This window comes from Dietzia sp. 2505, assembly GCF_040546785.1.
In the GTDB taxonomy this organism is placed as follows: Bacteria; Actinomycetota; Actinomycetes; order Mycobacteriales; family Mycobacteriaceae; genus Dietzia.
The window spans coordinates 308,274-323,759 of sequence record NZ_JBEPON010000002.1; the positions used below are offsets into that span (position 1 = coordinate 308,274).

General features: G+C 69.7%; 14 protein-coding genes and 1 pseudogene. 2 read left to right on the plus strand and 13 right to left on the minus strand.

Annotated elements, in window-relative coordinates:
* Window positions 1–139 precede the first annotated feature (139 nt).
* The gene (locus ABIE38_RS05140) at window positions 140–1,525 is read left to right on the plus strand and encodes a DUF349 domain-containing protein (RefSeq protein ID WP_354054324.1); all 1,386 of its coding nucleotides are present in this window, start codon (window positions 140–142) and stop codon (window positions 1,523–1,525) included.
* Between the two features lie 75 nt (window positions 1,526–1,600).
* Here the strand turns inward: ABIE38_RS05140 and ABIE38_RS05145 are convergent, their stop codons facing one another.
* The 9 genes and pseudogenes from ABIE38_RS05145 to pgsA all read right to left on the minus strand — a co-directional run bounded on the left by ABIE38_RS05145 (window position 1,601) and on the right by pgsA (window position 8,353).
* Entirely contained in the window at window positions 1,601–2,176 is a 576-nt protein-coding gene (locus tag ABIE38_RS05145; RefSeq protein WP_354054325.1) for an Rv2732c family membrane protein, read from the minus strand.
* On the minus strand, window positions 2,164–3,732 hold the full coding sequence (gene miaB / locus ABIE38_RS05150) for a tRNA (N6-isopentenyl adenosine(37)-C2)-methylthiotransferase MiaB (RefSeq protein ID WP_354054780.1): 1,569 nt from the start codon (window positions 3,730–3,732) through the stop codon (window positions 2,164–2,166). Before miaB ends, ABIE38_RS05145 begins: the two co-directional genes overlap by 13 nt.
* A gap of 26 nt (window positions 3,733–3,758) precedes the next feature.
* Window positions 3,759–4,367, minus strand: a complete 609-nt coding sequence (locus ABIE38_RS05155) for a regulatory protein RecX (protein WP_354054326.1) — start codon at window positions 4,365–4,367, stop codon at window positions 3,759–3,761.
* Window positions 4,367–5,473, minus strand: a complete 1,107-nt coding sequence (gene recA, locus ABIE38_RS05160) for a recombinase RecA (protein WP_179525417.1) — start codon at window positions 5,471–5,473, stop codon at window positions 4,367–4,369. Before recA ends, ABIE38_RS05155 begins: the two co-directional genes overlap by 1 nt.
* A 222-nt stretch (window positions 5,474–5,695) precedes the next feature.
* A complete protein-coding gene (locus ABIE38_RS05165; RefSeq protein ID WP_354054327.1) occupies window positions 5,696–5,890 on the minus strand; it encodes a DUF3046 domain-containing protein in 195 nt (64 codons plus the stop codon).
* A gap of 173 nt (window positions 5,891–6,063) precedes the next feature.
* Window positions 6,064–6,787: pseudogene (locus ABIE38_RS05170) on the minus strand (PspA/IM30 family protein); the annotation flags it as partial.
* 97 nt (window positions 6,788–6,884) lie between these two features.
* The gene (locus ABIE38_RS05175) at window positions 6,885–7,217 is read right to left on the minus strand and encodes a helix-turn-helix domain-containing protein (protein WP_354054329.1); all 333 of its coding nucleotides are present in this window, start codon (window positions 7,215–7,217) and stop codon (window positions 6,885–6,887) included.
* 16 nt (window positions 7,218–7,233) lie between these two features.
* Window positions 7,234–7,746 (minus strand): CinA family protein, encoded by a 513-nt coding sequence (locus tag ABIE38_RS05180; protein WP_354054330.1) that lies wholly within the window; start codon window positions 7,744–7,746, stop codon window positions 7,234–7,236.
* Between the two features lie 19 nt (window positions 7,747–7,765).
* The gene (gene pgsA, locus ABIE38_RS05185; protein WP_354054331.1) at window positions 7,766–8,353 is read right to left on the minus strand and encodes a CDP-diacylglycerol--glycerol-3-phosphate 3-phosphatidyltransferase; all 588 of its coding nucleotides are present in this window, start codon (window positions 8,351–8,353) and stop codon (window positions 7,766–7,768) included.
* 77 nt (window positions 8,354–8,430) lie between these two features.
* Between pgsA and ABIE38_RS05190 the strand changes: the two genes are divergently transcribed.
* Window positions 8,431–8,712: a YciI family protein gene (locus ABIE38_RS05190; protein WP_354054332.1), complete on the plus strand. Its 282-nt coding sequence runs from the start codon at window positions 8,431–8,433 to the stop codon at window positions 8,710–8,712.
* Window positions 8,713–8,723: 11 nt separating this feature from the next.
* Here ABIE38_RS05190 and ABIE38_RS05195 read toward each other — a convergent pair whose 3' ends face one another.
* The 4 genes from ABIE38_RS05195 to dapA are packed head-to-tail and all read right to left on the minus strand — an operon-like array spanning window position 8,724 to window position 15,456.
* The gene (locus ABIE38_RS05195; protein ID WP_354054333.1) at window positions 8,724–11,555 is read right to left on the minus strand and encodes a DNA translocase FtsK; all 2,832 of its coding nucleotides are present in this window, start codon (window positions 11,553–11,555) and stop codon (window positions 8,724–8,726) included.
* A gap of 60 nt (window positions 11,556–11,615) precedes the next feature.
* The gene (locus ABIE38_RS05200) at window positions 11,616–12,272 is read right to left on the minus strand and encodes a TIGR03085 family metal-binding protein (protein ID WP_354054334.1); all 657 of its coding nucleotides are present in this window, start codon (window positions 12,270–12,272) and stop codon (window positions 11,616–11,618) included.
* Between the two features lie 5 nt (window positions 12,273–12,277).
* A complete protein-coding gene (locus tag ABIE38_RS05205) occupies window positions 12,278–14,512 on the minus strand; it encodes a ribonuclease J (RefSeq protein WP_354054335.1) in 2,235 nt (744 codons plus the stop codon).
* Entirely contained in the window at window positions 14,509–15,456 is a 948-nt protein-coding gene (dapA, locus tag ABIE38_RS05210; RefSeq protein ID WP_354054336.1) for a 4-hydroxy-tetrahydrodipicolinate synthase, read from the minus strand. The genes ABIE38_RS05205 and dapA overlap by 4 nt, the downstream gene beginning before the upstream one ends.
* Between the last annotated feature and the right edge of the window lie 30 nt (window positions 15,457–15,486).

The window sequence follows — 15,486 nt, forward strand, 5'->3', positions numbered from 1 at the left end:
CGCTGGGGATACCCCGGCGTCCGGGCGGCGGTTGGTACACACTAGGAGGATGCCGACCCCTCACCGGGACGGCGAGGCGACGACCGGTGGGATTCCGGCGATGGTGCCGTGTCACGCGGCAGGACGAAACGAGGACCAGATGAGCGACCAGTCACCGACCACCCCCGGGGAGGCGAACCCCGGAACCTCCGCACCGACCCCCACGCCGACCCCGGGCCCGCGTCCCGGTGCACCGTCCCCCGCCGCGCTGGCCCGGAAGGTGGCACCTCGACCGGTGGCGGCCCCCGAGTCACGCATCGTCCGGGCGTCGGATCCGTCCGAGTGGGGCCGGGTCGACGACTCCGGCGCCGTGTTCGTGAGGACCTCCGAGGGCGAACGCCAGGTCGGCTCCTGGCAGGCGGGTGCGCCTGAGGAAGGCCTGGCCCACTTCGGTCTCCGGTACGACGACCTGGTCGCGGAGGTCTCGCTCCTCGAGGCGCGACTCGACTCGCACCCGCAGGACGCGCGGAAGACCCGCGCCTCCGCCGAGGCCCTCGCCGAGCAGCTCCCGTCCGCGGCGGCCGTGGGAGATCTCGACGCCCTCGCGGCCCGCCTCGCCACTGTGGTCGAGCGCTCCGGCGCGGTCGAGGTCGAGGCACGCCAGCGCAAGGACGAGGAGCGCGCCACCGCGATCGCCCGCAAGGAGGCGCTGGCCGTCGAGGCGGAGGAGATAGGTGAGTCGTCCACCCAGTGGAAGGCCGCCGGCGATCGTCTCCGGGAGATCCTCGACGAGTGGAAGACCATTCGCGGCATCGACCGCAAGACCGACGACGCCCTGTGGAAGCGCTTCTCCAAGGCCCGCGAGGCGTTCAACCGACGCCGTGGTTCCCACTTCGCGGAACTCGACCGCACCCGCGCCTCGGTCAAGCGGGTCAAGGAGGAGCTGGTCGAACGAGCCGAAGCGATCTCGGACTCGACCGACTGGAACGACACGGCCACCGCGTTCAGGCGCCTCATGGACGAGTGGAAAGCCGCGGGCCGCGCTCCCCGCGAGGCCGACGACGCCCTGTGGAAGCGCTTCAAGGCGGCCCAGGACACGTTCTTCGATGCCCGCCACGCCGCGGCCGCCGAGCGTGACGCTGAGTTCGAGGGCAACGCGGACGCCAAGGAGGCGCTGCTCACCGAGTTCTCGGGCCGGATCGACCCGGACAAGAACCTCGAGGCGGCCCGTTCCGCGCTCCGGGAGCTACAGACCCGCTGGGAGGAGATCGGCAAGGTCCCGCGGGAGCGGATGGGGCAGCTCGAGGGACGGATCCGGGCCCTGGAGAAGTCCGTCTCCGACGCGGCCGACGCCGAATGGCGGCGTACCGACCCGGAGGCCAAGGCCCGCGCCGCCCAGTTCTGGGTGCGGGTGGACGATTTCGAGGTACAGGCGGCGAAGGCCGACGCCGCGGGCAAGTCGAAGGACGCCGAGAAGGCCCGCGCGCAGGCAATGCAGTGGAAGGAATGGGCCGAGGCCGCCGAGAACGCGGTCGACACCCGCTGACCACGCCGACAGGGCCCCACCGACACGGTGGGGCCCTGTTGCATGGTGTGGATCCGGGGTGTGCGGCGACCCGGTTCAGTCGCGGTGACGGACGGAGTCCTCGAGCTCGCGCTGCTCGGGGGTGCGCGCCCACAGCACGCCGGCCAGGGTCATCACCAGGAGTAACACCAGGATCACGCTGACGTACAAGCCGATCCCTGGAGCACCGAAGTCCTGGAAGTCGGGGTTCGGGCCCCGTCCGGACTGCCGCAGCCAGATCGCCAGCATCCCGTACACCGTGGCCACACAACTGGCGCCCCAGGCGATCCCCGCCGCCCACCACTTCTGGGTGATGATCATGAGCGCACCGAACAGGATGGCGCCGACCGAGTAGAGCAGGACGAACACGTGGGAGGGCAGCGAGGTCTGTTGGTCCCGGGCCGCCTCGGTGAAGAAGAGCACGTCCAGGCCACGCACCCCGTCGCTGTGGGGAAGCGCGAGAGCGGCGGCGAGCAACACGATCAGGAGAGCCGACGCAAGATAGGCCTTGCCGATGACGAGGGTGTGGCCCAGCATCCTGTCCCTGCGTCGGAACTCGGAATCCACCGTCCTGCTGGATTCCATGATCCCCTGGATGGGGTCCGGGCGGTCAGCGGTGTTCACTTGAGGCATCCCTTCTGGGTGGTGTCGGAGGCGAGGGCATCACGTCGCAGCGTGGGCAGTCCGAGCCCCACGCCGATCGGTGGGGTCTCCGGCTTCTCACCGGCCTCGTGCCTGTCGCCCGCCCTGGTGGCCCGACACGTCAGCACGCCGTCGTCGGCGAGCAGGTGGTGCGGGGCGGCCGAGCTGATTCGGGTGGTGACCACGTCGCCGGGTCGGACCCGCCCGGCGTGCTCCCCCACCGGGGCGAAGTGCACCAGACGGCCGTCCCGGGCCCTGCCGGTCATCCGGGCGGTGGCGGCGTCCTTCCGGCCCTGGTCGGCGGTGACGAGCAGTTCGACCTCGCGACCGACCTGCTTCCGGTTCTCCTCGAGGGTGATCCGCTCCTGCAGGTCGATCAGCCTCTCGTAGCGCTCCTGCACGACCGACTTGGGGATCTGGTGGCCCATCGTGGCCGCCGGAGTCCCCGGTCGCGGCGAGTACTGGAAGGTGAACGCGCTCGTGAACCGCGCTTTCTCGACGACGTCGAGGGTGGCCTGGAAGTCCTCCTCGGTCTCCCCGGGGAAACCGACGATGATGTCCGTGGTGATGGCTGCGTGCGGCATCGCGGCACGCACCCGGTCCAGGATGCCCAGGAAGCGCTCCGACCTGTACGAACGGCGCATCGCACGCAGGATACGGTCCGAGCCGGACTGCAGGGGCATGTGAAGTTGCGGGCACACGGCGGGGGTGTCGGCCATCGCCTCGATCACGTCATCGGTGAACTCCGCGGGATGTGGTGAGGTGAACCGGATCCTCTCGATACCCTCGACCCGACCGGCGGCGCGCAGCAACTTCGCGAAGGCGCCCCTGTCGGATGGCTCGGCGGGATCGTGGAACGACCGCCCGTAGGCGTTGACGTTCTGTCCGAGCAGGGTGACCTCAAGGACACCCTCGTCCGCCAGTGCCTTCATCTCGGCCAGGACCTCGCCGGGTCTCCGGTCCACCTCTTTACCGCGGAGGGACGGGACGATGCAGAACGTGCAGGTGTTGTTGCAGCCGACGGACACCGAGACCCAGCCGGCGTAGGCGGACTCCCGGGTGGCGGGAAGGGTCGAGGGGAAGTGCTGCAGCGAGTCGGCGATCTCCACCTCGGCCCGCTCGTTGTGCCGGGAGCGTTGGAGCAGGGTGGGCAGGTGCCCGAGATTGTGGGTGCCGAATACGACGTCGACCCACGGGGCCCGCGAGACCACGACGTCCTTGTCCTTCTGTGCCAGGCATCCCCCGACCGCGATCTGCAGTCGGGGATTGGCGTCCTTCCACGGCCGCAGGTGGCCGAGCGTGCCGTAGAGGCGGTTGTCCGCGTTCTCGCGGACCGCGCAGGTGTTGAACACCACGAGGTCCGGCAGATCACCCCGGGCAGGATCGGCTTCCCCCTCGAACGGCACGTACCCGGCCGCGTCGAGCACACCAGAGAGCCGCTCGGAGTCATGGACGTTCATCTGGCACCCGAAGGTCCGCACCTGGTAGGTGCGCCCCTCGACGCGCTCGACACCGGTGTCTCCGGCCGTCGCCTGCAGGTCGGTCACGAGAGAATCCACGCAGGCCAGGGTACTCAGGGCGACACCTGGGCCGCCAATTCGGCGTCGACCACCGTCATCGCCAACCCCGTCGGATAGCCCCGGCGGGCGAGGAACGCCACCAGCCTGCGCCGTTCTCCCTGGAGATCCGCCCCGGGACCGGAGTCGACCGGGCTGCGACCTAGCCGCGCGCGCACGAGTTCGGTGGCCTGCTGTCGGTCATCGGCCTCGTCGATGTCGGCCACCGCCCCCGCGATGTGCACCTCGGCGACACCCTTCTCGCGGAGCTCACGTTCGAGTGCACCCCGCGACCGTCCGCGTCGACGCCGTCGACCCCTGACCCATTCCGAGGCGAAGTCCGCGTCATCGAGCAGACCCCAGGCGCGAACCCTGTCCAGCGCCTCGTCCACCGCGTCCGGCGCGTGGTCCTTACCCAGGAGCCGCTCCCGCAATTCGTGTCGGCTCCGTGGTCGGTGGCGGAGAAGCCGGAGAGCCGCCGTCGCGGCATCGTGGGCCTCGGGAGCCAACGGAGGCAGGTCCGAGCTACTGGACGGCCGCGCCTCCACCGCCGCGATCGCGGTGCGGAGGTCGTCCGTGTCGACACACTGCCCCCGCTCGGCCGCACGCGGGTCCTGCGCGCTCATCAGAACTCGACGGGCACCACGTCGATAGGCGCGTCCTCATCGGACTCCGCCTCGATCTCCGCGATCTCCGCGCCCGCCCCGATATTGAGTTTGTCGAGGATCTTCCGCTCGATCTCGTCGCGAACCGAGGGGTTCTCTTTGAGGTACCGGCGGGCGTTCTCCTTGCCCTGGCCCAACTGGTCCGCCCCGTAGGTGAACCAGGAACCCGACTTCTTGACGAAGCCGTTCTCCACACCCATGTCGATGAGGGATCCCTCGCGACTGATGCCCTCGCCGTAGAGGATGTCGAACTCCGCGATCTTGAACGGCGGCGCGATCTTGTTTTTGACGACCTTGACCTTGGTGCGGTTACCCACCGCATCCGCGCCGTCCTTCAGGGTCTCGATCCGGCGCACGTCCAGGCGAACCGAGGCGTAGAACTTGAGCGCCTTGCCGCCCGTGGTGGTCTCGGGCGAGCCGAACATCACCCCGATCTTCTCGCGCAGCTGGTTGATGAAGATCGCTGTGGTGTTGGTGTTGTGCAGCGCACCGGTCATCTTGCGGAGCGCCTGACTCATCAGTCGCGCCTGCAGACCCACGTGGCTGTCCCCCATCTCGCCCTCGATCTCCGCCCGCGGCACCAACGCCGCGACGGAGTCGACCACCAGGATGTCGATGGACCCTGACCTGACCAGCATGTCCGCGATCTCGAGCGCCTGCTCGCCGGTGTCCGGCTGGGAGACGATGAGGTTGTCCGTGTCCACGCCGAGCTTGCGGGCGTATTCCGGGTCCAACGCGTGCTCCGCGTCGATGAACGCGGCGATCCCGCCGGCGGCCTGCGCGTTGGCCACCGCGTGGAGCGCGACGGTGGTCTTGCCGGACGACTCCGGACCGTAGATCTCCACGACGCGTCCCCGCGGGAACCCGCCGATCCCGAGTGCCACGTCAAGGGACAGGGCACCGGACGGGATGACCTGGACCGGCGGCCGGGTGTCGTCTCCGAGCCGCATGACCGATCCCTTGCCGTAGGCCTTGTCGATCTGCGCGAGCGCCAACTCAAGCGCCTGCTCGCGGTTCTGGGCCACGCCCGTCCTGGTACCTGACTTGGCGGTGGTCTTGGGGGCCATGATGCTCTCCGTTCGTGCTCGACCTCCGGTGTCGTGCCGGACGGTCTGTGTGGTCTGCTCGCTCGCGGACGCTACGGGTCGGGTACGACAGATACGTCTCGCACGAGCCCGGCAACCCTTCACTGTGGAGGGATGTCGCCCTGTGGACGGGTCATCCCGTCATCACATGACCCGAGTGTAGACGAACGGGTGTTCGAGATCGAACGACACGCCGCCACGGCGTCAGCGTAGCGAGTCGGGAACCTCGAACTCCGCACACAGCGCCAACCAGACCTGCTTGACGGAGGCACCGGCGTCGATGGCCTCACCGGCGGTGCGCCCGTCGAATTCGGCCAGATGATGGGACCTCACGAGATGATCGGCCCGCAGGTCCCCGAAGGCCTCGACGGTCCGGGCCCTGAACTCGGTCAGTGTCACGTGTGCCCCCTTCACCACGGACGAGGACGGGCCGCCGGTCAGTTCACCGGCGGCCCGTCCTCGGACGACTCACTGCTGTTCGGTCTGCGCCTGCTGCTGAGGCGGGGTGGCGGACTGCGGCTGCCCCTCGGGGAGCTGGGATGCCGAGCCGGTCCCCTGTCCGAGCTGACCACCCTCGGCCTTCATCGACGCCCTGATCTGCTCGAGACGACTGTGCCCGGCCATCTGGGTCGAGGCCTGCTCGACCTCGAGCATCCGACCCTGGACGGAGTTCTGGGCTAGCTCCGCAGACCCGAGGGCGTTGGCGTACCGCCGCTCGATCTTGTCGCGGACCTGGTCGAGGTTCGGGGTGTTCCCGCCCGACGAGACCTCGGACATGGACTGCAGAGACGCGCTGACCTGCTCCTGCATCTTGGCCTGCTCCAGCTGGCTGAGCAGCTTGGTCCGCTCGGCGACCTTCTGCTGGAGCACCATCGCGTTCTGCTCCACGGCCTTCTTGGCCTGGGCGGCGGCCTGCAGCGACTGGTCGTGGAGTCCCTTGAGGTCCTCGACGTTCTGCTCGGCGGTGACCAGCTGTGCGGCGAAGGCCTCCGCGGCGTTCTCGTACTCGGTCGCCTTCTGGGTGTCGCCGTTCTGATGGGCCTGCTCGGACATCTGCAGTGCCTGCCGGGTGGAGCCCTGCAGCTTCTCGATGTCGGCGAGCTGCCGGTTGAGCTTCATCTCCAGCTGCCGCTGATTGCCGATGACGGCAGCCGCCTGCTGGGACAGCTGCTGGTGCTGCCGCTGGGCGTCCGAGATGGCTTGCTGGATCTGGACCTTGGGGTCAGCATTCTCGTCGATCTTCGAATCGAACAACGCCATGAGGTAGCGCCATGCCTTGGTGAACGGATTGGCCATCGCTGCGTAGTGTCCTTCTGCCGATTCGGACGACTGGTCGGTACCACGGTACCGAACAAGGTCGGGGGGGGACCACCGGGCGCTGCCGGGGTGGGGCTCAGGCCGCGAGGACGGGCTCCGCGACGGTGCCCGGGAGCGAGACGGTACCCGGGGGCGAGACCTTGAGGGCCGCGCGGATGAGGATCTCGCCGAGCGAGACGTCGAGAGCACCCGAGATGGAGGCGAGCAACTCGCTCGAGGCCTCCTTGCGACCACGTTCGATCTCGGAGAGGTACCCGGGGCTCACCCGGGCCGCGTCGGCGACGTCCCGCAGGGTCCGCCCCGAATCGCCCCGCAGGCCGCGCAGGACCGTCCCGAGGGTCTCACGCAGCAGCGGGGGTCCGCTCCTGTGGTCCGGTCCGGGCAGCGTGGTCATCTGGATGTTCGGCATCACGGGGTACAACGCCTCACGTCGCCGATTCGTTCCCGACCTCGTCGACGATCCCCACCAGGAGATCGAGGGCGGCGGCACAGGCCGCCCGACGGATCTCGGCGCGACCTCCGCTCAGGGAGAGCTCCGTCGACCGCGCCGCGACTCCCGGCGCGCAGATCCCCACGTGAACGGTCCCCACGGCCCGCCCCTCCTGCCGGTCGGGTCCCGCCACACCGGTTAGACCGACTCCGACGTCGGCGCGGCACCGCCGGGCCGCGCCCACGGCGAGCGCGCGCGCCGTCTCCCCCGACACGGCCCCGTGCCCCCGGAGAACGTCCTCGGGGACGCCCGCGAGGGCGTGCTTGAGATCGGTGGCGTAGACCACCAGGCCGCCCCGGAGTACCGCGCTCGCGCCCGGAACCCCCGCCACCGTGGCGGCGAGCAGACCCGCGGTCAGCGACTCCGCGGTCGCCAGGGTCCACCCGCGGCCGCCGAGCGCGGCCACCGCGGCCACGGCACCCGGATCGGGGAGATCACCGGAGATCATGGGAATCCGGAACCGAGGCTCAGTACCCGGCCCTGGCGGCCTGACGCGCCTTGACCAGGTAGTCGATCCCCGTATAGACGGTCAGGACCAGCGCCACGCCGATCACCGCCCACTCGAGGGGCCAGATCCAGTGCGGCAACGGAAGGATCAGCATGCCCAGCCCCAGGGTCTGGGTGACGGTCTTGAGCTTCCCACCCTTACTGGCGGCCACCACGTGGTCGACACCGAACAGTCGCCAGAGGGTGATCCCCACCTCACGGACGAGGATCACGATCGTCACCCACCAGAACAGCTCGTCGACCAGCGACAGCGAGATCATCGCCGCCGCCATGAGGGCCTTGTCCGCGATCGGGTCGGCGATCTTGCCGAAGTCCGTCACCAGACCCAGTCGCCGCGCGAGGTACCCGTCCACGTAGTCGGTCGCCATCGCGAGCGCGAACACGACGAACGCACCCACCCGCCACCACGGGTCCTGTGCGTCGGCCACGAAGAAGAGGACCACGAACACCGGGACCAGCACGATCCGCAGCACGGTGAGCACGTTGGCGATGTTGAGTACGGGGACCTCGGCGCCGGGGCGTCCGTCATCGGTGATGGGAAGTGTCACCCCCTCACCTTAGCGAGACCCGGCCGAATACCCTTGATCCGACAACACCCCCGCCGCGACCAGGAAGGACCACACCGATGCCGCTCTTCGCAGTCAGCTACCGGTACGAGCCAGATCAGACCGAGGACCGGGAGGCGAACAAGCCCGCCCATCGTGAGTGGCTCTCCGCCCGGGTCGACGCGGGGTCGATCCGATCAGTGGGTCCGTACACGGACGGCTCGGGCGCCCTGCTCGTCGTCGAGGCCGCGGATTCCGGCGCCGCGCGCGCGCTCGTGGCGGAGGACCCCCACTGCCTGCGCGGAATGGTCTCCGAGGTCATCGTCCGGGAGTGGAAGCCGGTGTACGGCGCGCTGGCCTGACCCCGCGCGGCTCAGCCCACCGGCGCCTCGTCCAGACTCTCGCTCCCGGCGGGCAGGTCACCCGGGTCCTCCTCGGGAGGGGCGCCACCCTTGATCATCCAGATGACCGACCCCAGCTCTTCCGGCTTGACCAGGACGTCGCGGGCCTTCGACCCCTCCGAGGGGCCGACGATGTCGCGGGATTCCATCAGGTCCATGAGCCGACCCGCCTTGGCGAACCCGACGCGGAGCTTGCGCTGCAGCATGGAGGTGGACCCGAACTGGCTGGAGACCACGAGCTCGACGGCCGCGAGCAGATCGTCGAGGTCGTCCCCGATGTCTCCGTCGATGTCCTTCTTGGACTCCTCCTTGGCGGCGGTGACGGTGTCGTCGTAATCGGGCTCCGCCTGGTTCTTGGCGTAGTCCACGACCTCGTGGATCTCCTCGTCGGTGATGAACGCACCCTGCATGCGGACGGGCCGTGACGCGCCCATGGGGATGAAGAGTCCGTCGCCCATCCCGATCAGCTTCTCCGCCCCCGCCTGGTCCAGGATGACTCTCGAGTCGGTGAGCGAGGACGTGGCGAAGGCCAGACGCGACGGCACGTTGGTCTTGATGAGCCCGGTCACCACGTCGACGGACGGACGCTGCGTGGCCAGTACCAGGTGGATCCCGGCGGCACGGGCCTTCTGGGTGATGCGCACGATCGCGTCCTCGATGTCGCGCGGCGCGGTCATCATGAGGTCGGCGAGTTCGTCCACCACCGCGACGATGTACGGATACGGGCGGTACACCCGCTCACTGCCGGGCGGGGTCGTGATGGCACCGGACTTGACCCGCTCGTTGAAGTCGGTGATGTGGCGCACGCGCGTGGACTTCATGTCCTGGTAACGCTGTTCCATCTCCTCGACCAGCCACGCCAGCGCGGCGGCCGCCTTCTTGGGCTGCGTGATGATCGGGGTGATCAGGTGGGGGATCCCCTCGTACGGCGTCAGTTCGACCATCTTGGGGTCCACGAGGATCAGGCGCACCTCGTCCGGTGTCGCGCGGGTGAGCAGCGACACGAGCATCGAGTTGACGAAGCTGGACTTACCCGAACCGGTCGAGCCGGCCACCAGGAGGTGCGGCATCTTGGACAGGTCGGCGGTGACGAAGTCCCCCTCGATGTCCTTGCCGAGTCCGATGAGCATCGGGTTGTGCTTGGTGGCGGTCTTGGGATCGGTGAGCACGTCGGCGAGCCTGACCAGCTCACGGTCGAGGTTGGGGACCTCGATGCCCACCGCGGACTTGCCGGGGATCGGGGCGAGGAGACGGACGTTGTCCGTGGCCACCGCGTAGGCGATGTTCCGGTGCAGCGCCGTGATCTTCTCGACCTTGACGCCGGGGCCGAGCTCGACCTCGTAGCGCGTGACCGTCGGCCCGCGGGTGAACCCGGTGACCGCGGCGTCGATCTTGAACTGCTCGAGGACGCCCTGGATTGCGTCGATCATCTGGTCGTTGGACTCGCTGCGCTCCTTGGGCGGGTCGCCCGCGGTCAGCAGGCTGACGGGAGGCAGGGAGTACTCGACCCCGTTGAGCAGCTGCTTCTGGGAGTCGAGCCGCTCGACGTCGCTGTCCGCCGCGGTGTGGGTGGACGGGGTGTTGGTCTGCGGCACCACGGCCGTGTCGACGGCACCGCGCGCCTCCGTCGGGCGGACGGTGGCCCCGTTGGTGGCGTCCCCGACCGGCGCTCCGGCACCCGCTGCGGCGGCGTCCGGTCCGGTCGTCGGAAGTACCGCGGTGGCCGCGGCCGGTTTCCGGACCCTGCGCCGAACGCCGGCGGGGGGGGCGTCTTCCGGCCCGTCGGCCGGGTCCGCGGATGCCACTGCGGCTGCCGGCATCTCGACCGTCTCCCCGGTGGTCGGGGTGTCCGTCCAGGCGGCCACCCGGCGGCGTGCCGGACGCCGCGGTGCGGTTCGCTCCCGGTCGACCGGTGTCCCGGTATCGGCGATCGGGTAGGCGGTGGTGGCGTCCGGGTCGTCCCAGTCCGACGCCGGGTCGTCGTGGTCCACGATGTCCCCGCTCCCGTCCCAGCCGAAGAATCCGCGCACGATGCCCGGGATCTCCCTCGCCGGGCGCCCCACCAGCACCAGGACACCGAACGCCACGAGCAACACGAGCAGCGGGACGGCGACGAAGACGGACAGACCCGCCTCGAGCGTGCCCCCGACGATCCTCCCGAGGACGCCGGCTCCCGCGCGGACCCCCTCCGGGTCCGAGGGCGACCCCGAGCCCAGATGCCAGAGACCCAGCACCCCCAGTGAGGTCACGGTGGTCCCGACCACCCACCTGGACTGGACGTCGGGACGTGGCTCCCGTGCCATCACGAGGACCCCCCAGCCCCCGAGCAGCAACGGCAGGAGGGCACCCGGCGTCCCGACCACTGTGCGGATCCCGGTGTCGAACCACTCCCCCACCGGCCCCGCCGCACCGAACCACACCGCTCCCGCGAAGACGATCGCGATGCCGACGAGGATCAACCCGAGCCCGTCACGTCGGTGGGGCGGTGCCACACGGTCGTCGTCGGTTCCGCCTCGCAGCCCGCGCACCCCGTAACCGACCCCCTTCGCCATACCCGACCACCCGCCCCGCAGACCTCGGCCGACGGCGCCGAAGGCTCCGGACGTCCGCTCCGGAGGTGCGGAGACCGCGCGGGAAGCACCGCGGGTACCCGACTTCGGGGTGGAGACGACGGCGCCGCGACGGGAACCGCCTCCCCGGGACGACGACGAGGTGGACGCGGTGGATCGCTGTGCGCCGGCCGTCGAGGCCGGGCGTCGTCCACCGGGGGCACGGGTGGATCGCGTGTTCGAGCTGGGTGCCATGGGGGTCACTCTATCTTCTCGGACCCCATTGGTAACAGCAGCCACACGGGCAAGAGTCGGTCAGAAGCCCCTCGGGACCGCGTCGACCGCGTCGATGCCCTGCTGGGCTCCGGAGATGTCCACGTCCACCGCGTCCCTGCCGAACGCCCACAGGATCAACTCGACAGGGGCGGCCGTCACGCTGACCACCGGGGCCAACGCGGCGCCCGTGGACACCGCACCGGACTTGGTCAACGTGATCCCCGGTGGGGTGCGCAGGTCGACCCGGGCGGACACCCGCCGGAGGAACGTCCTGGCCACCGTGGTGCCCAGCGCCCAGATGCGATCGAGGTCCTCGACGTCGAACTCCCGCGTCGTCCATTCGCCACCGGCCCGGCGGACGTCCTCGTGGTGGACGAGGTACTCCGCGGCGTTGGCCACCCGGTCCGCGTAGCGGAGCGGCGAGTACCACGGCGCACCCGCCGCGATCTTCTCGAGCAGCTCGTCCCACGGATGCTCCGCCTCACGGAGGCGCAGCTCCTCCATCCGCGAGGCGAGCGCCGGCAGGACGATTCCCGCGGCGGCGTCGGGGCGTGCCTCCCGCACGACCAGGTGTGCCGCGAGATCCCGGGTCGTCCACCCGGCGCACAGCGTCGGTGCCTCCGGCCCGGCGGCGCGCATCGTCTCGACGAGAGCGCTGCGCTCCCGTTGCGCCAGTGTCCGCCGGTCGGAGGCCACCGGACTCAGTCCTGCGCTGCCACGGAGGTGATGACGGTGGGCACGATCATCGGCTTACGGCGCCACTTGTCGGACACCCAGGTGCCCACGGTGCGGCGGACCGCCTGCGCGAGTCGGTAGGGGTCGGTCTCGCCCTCCCCTGCCAGGTCCCACAGTGCGTTCTCGACCAGCTCGACGACCGGCGCCAACGCACCCGGCTCGTCGGTGAAACCCTTGGCGATGATCTGGGGCTTGCTCACCGGTCGACCGGTGCGGGGGTCCACCACCACCGTGGCGACGATGAAGCCGTCCTCGGAGAGCGCGGTGCGGTCCGCCAGCACGGTGTCGCCGACGTCGCCCGTGGACAGACCGTCCACGTACAGGTGGCCGACCGGGATCTGGCCGACGGTGGACGCCTTGCCGTCGACGAGGTCCACCACCACGCCGTTCTGCGCGAGCACCACGTTCTCCGGCGGGACACCGGTCGCGACCGCCAGGGCCCGGTTGGCCCGCAGGTGCCGCCACTCACCGTGGACGGGCATGGCGTTCTTCGGCCGAACGGCGTTGTAGACGAAGAGCAGCTCGCCCGCGTCCCCGTGTCCGGAGACGTGGATGTTGGCATCGCGGCTGGTCACCACGTTCACGCCCATCTGGGACAGGCTGTTCTGCACGCTGAAGACCGGCTCCTCGTTGCCCGGGACGATCGACGAGGAGAACAGGACGGTGTCGCCCTCGGAGAGGTTGATCTGCCGGTGTTCACGGCGGGCCATCCGGGACAACCCGGCCATCGACTCCCCCTGGGTGCCGGTGGTCATCACGAGGACCTTCTCGGAGGGGAGCTTCGCGGCGGCGTCCATGTCGATCAGGACGCCCTTCGGGTCCGTGAGCAGACCCAGTTCGAGCGCGATCTCCATGTTGCGGATCATGGACCGACCGGTGAGCGCGACCTTCCGGCCACAGGCCTCGGCGGCGGCGATGACGGACTGCACGCGGTACACGTTGGAGGCGAAGCAGGCCACCACGACGAGTCTGCGGGCGTCACTGATGAGCCGCTGCAGAGCGGGCCCGACCTCGGACTCCGAGCGGCTGACGCCAGGGGTGGTGGCGTTGGTGGAGTCCAACAGCAGCAGGTCGATACCCTCGTCGCCGAACCGTGCCATCTTGGCCAGGTCGGTGGGCCGCTTGTCGGTGGGGAGCTGGTCGAGTTTGATGTCGCCCGACATCATCACGGAGTTGCCGCCCGCACGGACGACCACGCCCAGGCACTCGGGGATCGAGTGGTTGACGTCGAAGTAGCGGACCTCGAACGGGCCGAAGGAACTCACGCTCGACTCGTCCACCTGCTGGAAGACCGGCTTGATCCGGTGCTCCCGGCACTTGGCCGCCACCAGCGCCAGGGTGAACCTGGATCCGACGACCGGGATGTTCGGGCGCAGCTTGAGGAGGAACGGGATCGCACCGATGTGGTCCTCGTGGGCGTGCGTGAGCACGAGGGCCTCGACCTGGTCGAGACGATCTTCGATGTGGCCGAAGTCCGGGAGGATCAGGTCGACACCGGGCTCAGTCGAACTCGGGAACAGGACACCGCAGTCCACGATCAGCAGCTTCGAGTCGTACTCGAAGGTCATCATGTTGCGGCCGATCTCCGTGATCCCGCCGAGCGCGACCAGACGCATCGCGCCCTTGCGAGGCTTGGGCGGGCTGGGCAGCCGGACGGTCATGTCCCCGCCCTGCATGGTCTTGACGCCGCCGAACTCGGCGGTGGAGGTGGTCCCGTTACCCCGGCCCCGGCCCCGGCCACCACGGCCCCGGCCGCCACCGTTCTGGCCACCACCCTGGTTGCCGCCGCTCTGGTTGCCGCCACCCTGGTTGCCACCGCCCTGGTTGCCGCCGCTCTGGCCGCCGTCGGAGGACGCTCCGCGCCCGCGACCACGTGAGGCGCCCTTGGGGGCGTCCTGCCTCTGGTCCTGCTGACCCTTGTTCTGCTGTCCCTTGGACTGGCTCCTGCCCTGCTGGCCGCCGCCCTGTCGCTCCTGGTCCTGCTTGTTCTGACCCTGCTTGTTCTGACCCTGCTTTGCCTGGTCTTGCTTGCCCTGTTCTCGGGCCGGGTGGTCGTCTCCACCGTCCGCCGCGGGCGCGGTCGAGACGGGCTTGGGCTCCGTGAACTGCACGGCGGTCGCCGGTGCGGGCTCGCCGGTGGGGCGGCCGGCAGCGCGGCGGGTCCGGCCGCGTCCGCGGCTGTTGGTCGGGTTCTCCGTCATCTGATGACTCCTGCTCTGTGCAACAGCGACGCCAGTGCGTCCCGCTGCTCGGTGGTCGGTGGTAACTGCGGGAGTCGCGGCACTCCGGCCGGGATCCCGAGAAGTTCTAGTGCTGCTTTGGACATCGACACGCCGCCGAGCGCCCGTTGGGCGTCGAAGAGCGGGAGGAGTCCGAGGTTGATGTGTCGCGCGGTGTCGATATCGCCCGCGAGGAAGGCGCGGCGCAGTTCGACGAGGCGCCCGGCGGCCACGTGGCCGATCACGCTGACGAAACCGCTCGCTCCCACGGCCAGCCACGGGAGGTTGAGTTGGTCGTCGCCCGAGTAGTAGACGAGGTCGCAGTGGGACATCACCGTGACCGCGTCATGGAAGTCACCCTTCGCATCCTTGACGGCGACGATGTTCGGGTGGGACGACAGTCCGATGAGCGTCTCCGCCTGGATCGGGACCACCGACCGCGGTGGGATGTCGTAGAGCATCACCGGTCGGTCGGTGGCGTCGGCGATCGCCCGGAAGTGGGCGTCGAGTCCGGCCTGGGTGGGTTTGGAGTAATACGGGGTCACCACGAGCATGCCGTGGGCACCGACGGACGCCGCCTGGCGTGCGAGGTGCACGGAGTGTGCGGTGTCGTAGGTCCCGACTCCGGCCACTACCGTCGCCCTGTCCCCCACCGCGGCCAGAACGGCCTCGAGAACCGCGATCTTCTCCGCGTCCGTGGTGGTGGGTGACTCTCCCGTGGTCCCGGATACGACAAGACCGTCGCACCCCGAATCCACGAGGTGTTCCGCGACACGTGCGACGGCCTTCAGGTCGACGTAACCGTCGGACCCGAATGGGGTGACCATCGCCGTGAGCACCGTGCCGAACGGCGCGGGGCGTCCGGGTCGGGCGGGGTCCGGCCGACCGTCCGCCGACGTCGGGCCCCCAGTGGTCACGTGTGTCATGGCCTCCCAGACTACCCGCAGACCACGGGA

Bases quoted from the DNA above. Each gene is read 5' to 3' on its own strand.
- ABIE38_RS05175 (WP_354054329.1), bottom strand. From the start codon at position 7,217: ATGCCGAACATCCAGATGACCACGCTGCCCGGACCGGACCACAGGAGC.
- ABIE38_RS05145 (WP_354054325.1), bottom strand. From the start codon at position 2,176: ATGCCTCAAGTGAACACCGCTGACCGCCCGGACCCCATCCAGGGGATC.
- ABIE38_RS05180 (WP_354054330.1), bottom strand. From the start codon at position 7,746: ATGATCTCCGGTGATCTCCCCGATCCGGGTGCCGTGGCCGCGGTGGCC.
- dapA (WP_354054336.1), bottom strand. From the start codon at position 15,456: ATGACACACGTGACCACTGGGGGCCCGACGTCGGCGGACGGTCGGCCG.
- recA (WP_179525417.1), bottom strand. From the start codon at position 5,473: ATGGCCCCCAAGACCACCGCCAAGTCAGGTACCAGGACGGGCGTGGCC.
- ABIE38_RS05205 (WP_354054335.1), bottom strand. From the start codon at position 14,512: ATGACGGAGAACCCGACCAACAGCCGCGGACGCGGCCGGACCCGCCGC.
- ABIE38_RS05190 (WP_354054332.1), top strand. From the start codon at position 8,431: ATGCCGCTCTTCGCAGTCAGCTACCGGTACGAGCCAGATCAGACCGAG.
- ABIE38_RS05195 (WP_354054333.1), bottom strand. From the start codon at position 11,555: ATGGCACCCAGCTCGAACACGCGATCCACCCGTGCCCCCGGTGGACGA.
- ABIE38_RS05140 (WP_354054324.1), top strand. From the start codon at position 140: ATGAGCGACCAGTCACCGACCACCCCCGGGGAGGCGAACCCCGGAACC.
- ABIE38_RS05155 (WP_354054326.1), bottom strand. From the start codon at position 4,367: ATGAGCGCGCAGGACCCGCGTGCGGCCGAGCGGGGGCAGTGTGTCGAC.